1 pseudogene is annotated in these 440 nt (G+C 51.6%); it reads left to right on the forward strand.

Annotated features, from left to right (window positions below):
• A pseudogene (locus DXX99_RS11610) lies at window positions 1-440 on the forward strand (Mur ligase family protein); the annotation flags it as partial.

The following is a 440-nucleotide window of genomic DNA, read 5'->3' on the forward strand; positions in this document are numbered from 1 at the left end:
GGGATATACTCTGGAGCAGGTATTGCCGGCCGGGGCTGAAGTGAACTTGCGCTTTCAGGCCAATCTATCCGGTGGCGGAGAAGCTGTTGACGTTACGGAAGAAGTTGGCCCTGAATTAAAAAAACAGCTGGAACTGGCAGCTCGCCTCAGTGGACTGAATGTCTGTGGGGTGGATTTTCTGGCTGAAGATTTGCATTCCCCCATGCCTGCTGATCAACAGCAGGGTATACTGGAAATCAATGCTGCTCCCGGATTGCGGATGCATCTGAACGGAAAGAGAGGTAAGGAGATAGCAGATTGGATTATAACACGGTTAGATCTTCAGCCCTCGCAAAAGCTTCCCCTCTTTGCGGTTACCGGTACTAATGGCAAAACCACGGTGGTGCGCTGTCTGGCCCATTTGCTGGCTCTGGCAGGCAAGAAGGTGGGATATACTACTT

This window comes from Ammonifex thiophilus (assembly GCF_003368535.1).
GTDB classification, from domain to species: domain Bacteria; phylum Bacillota; class Desulfotomaculia; order Desulfotomaculales; family Ammonificaceae; genus Ammonifex; species Ammonifex thiophilus.